The following is a 4,410-nucleotide window of genomic DNA, read 5'->3' on the forward strand; positions in this document are numbered from 1 at the left end:
ATGCCAGATCGCCAGTCCGGCGCAGATGAGGACGGCAATGGCGCCGGCGATCCAGGCTAGCTTGCGAACGCTCATGCACCCCTATTGCTCCAGCGGTCGGCCGGCGCCCCGCTCCAAGGTGATCACTTGGTCTGCCTTACCCCCGGCAAACATTTCCGCCGTGCCGTCTGGCCAGACCACTTCGATCGCCGCGTACGCGGCGGCGTCTCCCAGGCCGAAATGGCAACGCGGATCATTGCTGCAGAGAAAGCTATAGCCGGGATTCACGTGCCGCGTGACCACCTTCTCGCCCTGCCGCAACGTAACTTCCGCGCCGTACGCGTCACGGTGCAGTAGGGAATCGACCACGCGCACTAACAACCAGTGTCCTCGCGCCGGATGCACGTTGCGGTAAATACCGGGCGGCTGATCGACGCGCGTGACGATCAGATCGAGCCCGCCGTCGTCATTCAAATCCGCCACGGCCAATCCGCGGGAGACCGCAGGTTCGCGGCAATATGCGGGATTCTGCGACGCGGCGTTCACGAAGTGCCCGTCGCCCGTATTGAGAAGTAACTGATTGGGTTCGGCGTAAGGGAGCCAGAATTCATTTGCATATCTCGCGGGCGAAGCGGGTGGCTTTGCCGCACGGGTGACACGCCCATTCACCAACATCAAATCGAGATCGCCATCGTTGTCGACGTCGGCCATCGCCGTGCCGAAGCCGGTGCTGCGCGACGCCGCGCCGATGAGTTTCGATGCGGCCGTGCGATCGAGAAAATACCCGCGCGGCTCCTGACGCCATAGCGTATGCGTTTCTTCGGTGAGGTGCGTGACATACAGATCGAACAAGTTGTCGCCGTCAACGTCCCCTACCGCAACGCCCATATTGGCTTCCGCTTTGCCCATCGCGTTGTAAGCCAGTCCTCGGGAAATCCCTTCCTCGACAAAACGGCCGTCCCGTTGATTGATCCACAGGTGATTCGGTTGACCATCGTTGGCAATGAACATATCCGGCCAGCGATCGCCGTCGAAATCCGCGCAAAATATGCCCAATCCCGGCCCGGGCGCTGCCGCCAGGCCGGAGCTAACGGTCACATCCTCAAAACGGACCTGGTCGTCCGGCTGAGCGCCACGATTTCGATAGAGCTTAGCCATGCGGCCGGGAAAGGCGTCCGGCCCGCAGAATTCCTCGCGGCTGCTGCCATCGGCGCACCAGCGCGAGGGGTCGTAGTTCATGTAATTGACGACCACCAAGTCGAGCCAGCCATCGCGATCGAAATCGAGAAACGCGGCGGACGTGCCCCAATACGGGTTTTCGATACCAGCGGCCGCCGTGATCTCTTCGAACTTTGGTTCGTCCCCCTCGGATCGATTGCGAAACAACCGGGCATGACCGTATTCCGTGAGCAGCAGGTCGACGCGGCCGTCGTTGTTCACGTCCCCTGCCGCAGCGCCCATCCCATAGCCGGCGACGTCCAACCCTGATCCTGAGCTGACATCGACGTATCGAAGGTCGGCGCCGAGGCGGTACAGGCGATTCGTATGCTTCGATTCCGCCCCGGAGTTCTGAATCAGATACAGATCGAGTAGCCCGTCGCCATTGTAGTCGAAGACCGCGGTCCCGGAACCAATGGTACGTGGCAAAGAGTATTGCTTGTGGGTATCTGCTCGATGTACGAAATCAACGCCCAGTTCCGGCCACTCGACGAAGATCGTTGGGGAATCTTCCTGCGTCGTTTCCTGTTCGTTCGCTAAGGCCGCCGTGCCGGAGCCGGACATCGATGGAGATTCGTTGCAACCGCAGAGAATAGCGGCCATGCACAGAAGAACGAAATAGCAACGATTGCAGATCATATGAGCGATGAAAATCGGCGAATGCCGGGGCGAACCACGCGCTTGCCGCGCAACGACGTGATGGCACCATCATACCAAAAAGCAACAGCCGCTTCCAATCGATTGACTGGAAGCGGCTGCCTTGAACTTCAAAACATCTGCCTGGGAACGAACTACCGACGACGGCGCCGAGCAAATACGCTCAGCCCAATCGCCGCCAACGCCATCGAACCCGGTTCGGGTACGGCATTGGCGCCTGGACCCGCACCGAAGTTGTTGCGGACGTTGTTCAGGTCGGTGATGTCGACGTCGTTGTCCCCATCGGTGTCACCCAACCCGGTTCCGGAAAAATTGTTCCGGACGTTGTTGAGGTCAGTAATATCGACGTCGCCGTCGGTGTCGGTGTCGCCGACAACTACCGTACCTTTGAAATCCCAGTCGATCGCCAGGTTGTCGATGTCGTGGTGATCGTAGGCGCCACCGGTACGCGCGGCGAAGGCTGCCCGGGCGCCGTTGGGGAATGCCAACCCGGCAACGAAGAAGTCATTGAAGACGACCGTCTCGGCGTTGCCATTCGATGAATCGAGGAACGACAAGCTGACGTTGCCGCCACCCGGAACGAAATCAACCTGCATCGACGCGTGATCAAACGTGTTCGACGTCAGGTCGAACTCGGCGATGTCGAGCACCTCAAGTTGGACCAACGCGCCGTTCCAATGTAACGAAACGTGGTTGGCCCGCGCGCCCTCCGTTGGCCGACCTTCTTCGCTCGGTCCGCCAGGAACGGGAAAGTTGTCAAATGTATCGAAAGCCAGGCCCAAGGCACCCGTCAGATTCGGCTCTTCGGAAACTCCGGAGAAGCCAACCAACGGTCCGGTGTCGCCGTGAATCCCCGTGTCGACAATCATCATCGACATGCCGTCGGCGTTGCCGCCGGCGCCGCCTTCATCGAACAAGCGGAAGTCGACATCGACCTTGATCGATTCGCCCACCGTGTCGGCCGTCTTGTCGAAGGCGATGGTGTTGTTCTGACCAGGAATTTGGGCGGAAATCCGCATAAACGCATCCGTATCGGTGCCGCCCGGCGATGGGTTCACGCGAGCCGCAGGTGCGGAGCCGTTCTGAACCGCAGTCCAAGGCGTGCCGCCCAACGGAACCGGCGGATTAATCACCGGCGGATCGACCGGTGTTTCGAACGTCTCATTGAGCACTTCGGTCGGAGCGCCTCCGACCGGGGTGACGGTCAACTTGATGTTGTCGAGGTCTTGGTTGGCGTTGGCACCGCCGGTGCGGCCGCCAATCCCAATGCGGCCGTCGTACGGATTGAGGCCCGCCACGAAGAAGTTGTTGAACGGCGTGATGGTGATGGGCGTGGGCTCATCCGTCGTCACGCTCACTGTCACGTTGGAGCCGCCATCGGCGGGCACGACGCGAATGTTGCCCTTCATGATCGGCAAACCGTCTGCCGTTTCGAGCAAGGCCAGCGCTTCGGCTTCCAAGCTCAGGCTGCTGACCAACGCGCCGTTCGCATGCAGCGAGATGGAGTTGGGAGTCGAGCCTTCCGGCGCGGTGGTATCGCCCAAAGTGGGGTTGTTGTAGGTGTCGAACCCGACGCCGAACGAACCCAGCAGATTGGGCTCTTCACTGATGCCTGGCGCCAGGGTTGTCGTGTCGACGCCGTAAGTGGCCGAGTTCATGTAGGCAATGCCGAAACCGTCCGCACCGGCTGGGCCATTGCTGATCGAGAAATCGAAGCTGATCTCGAGCGCGTCGTAATCGCCCGTGTAGGCCTGATTGAAGGTGAGGACGTTGGCTTGAGAATTCTCAGCGTGCGTCAACCGCAAGTAGTTGCCATCCCAGCCATCGGGAAGGCCAGGATTAATGACGGGAGCTGAGCCTGCGCCGTACAAGTCCAATGAAAGCCGAGAAGGCGTGGAGCCGGTGTTGAAGTTGGCGGAAAAATCCTGAACGGTGTCCGCCGCTCGTGCGGTCACAGTGACAACGCCAAGCGTTGTCGCGGCGACGGCACAACGTGCGAACATTCGAAGCTTTGAGCGCATTGAAGCCTCCAATCAGTGTGGTCGATGCAGATTGCCTAGTCGGGAGCTTCCCTAGTTCCGGTCCCTAACTTAATGCCCATGCGGAAAGTTGCAATAAGAAATGCGCGAAAAAATTGCGGAAACTTATTGAACGAAAACCTTCCCGTCTGGCCAACTCGAAGTCAGGTTAATCGGAATCCAGCGGGAAATTAGCGCAGGCTCGATCGGCGTTTGGCCGACTGATCGTGGGACTTGATAGCCTGGTCCAAGTTGGCGAAGAGCGCGTCGGTGGCCAACTCCGCAGCTCGCAGTCGCGAATCCAGGCGTGTGAGCGGCGTTCGCAAGGTTTCGAGTTGAGCAGCGGTCGCTTCAACTTCAATAGCGCGTTGCCTAGTAAATAAGGGGGGCTGCGCCACAGTTTTAGTGACCGCAATCGTCGGCGCGGGGCTGTTGCCAACGCCGAAGTTATTCCGCACGGCGTTCAGATCGGAAACGTCCACGTCCCCGTCGCCGTCAGCGTCGCCTAAACCGAGTCCGCCAAAATTGTTGCGCACAT

3 protein-coding genes are annotated in these 4,410 nt (G+C 59.8%); all 3 read right to left on the bottom strand.

The features are described 5' to 3' along the window. Positions 1 to 81: 81 nt before the first annotated feature. Positions 82 to 1,761, bottom strand: coding sequence for a CRTAC1 family protein (locus SGJ19_26575; GenBank protein MDZ4783829.1), 1,680 nt, complete (start codon positions 1,759 to 1,761; stop codon positions 82 to 84). 227 nt (positions 1,762 to 1,988) lie between these two features. Beyond that, entirely contained in the window at positions 1,989 to 3,857 is a 1,869-nt protein-coding gene (locus tag SGJ19_26580) for a PEP-CTERM sorting domain-containing protein (protein ID MDZ4783830.1), read from the bottom strand. 206 nt (positions 3,858 to 4,063) lie between these two features. Then, positions 4,064 to 4,410, bottom strand: a 347-nt coding sequence (locus SGJ19_26585; GenBank protein ID MDZ4783831.1) for a hypothetical protein, incomplete at its 5' end; no start/stop codon positions are given.

The organism is Planctomycetia bacterium (assembly GCA_034440135.1).
Taxonomy (GTDB): domain Bacteria; phylum Planctomycetota; class Planctomycetia; order Pirellulales; family JALHLM01; genus JALHLM01.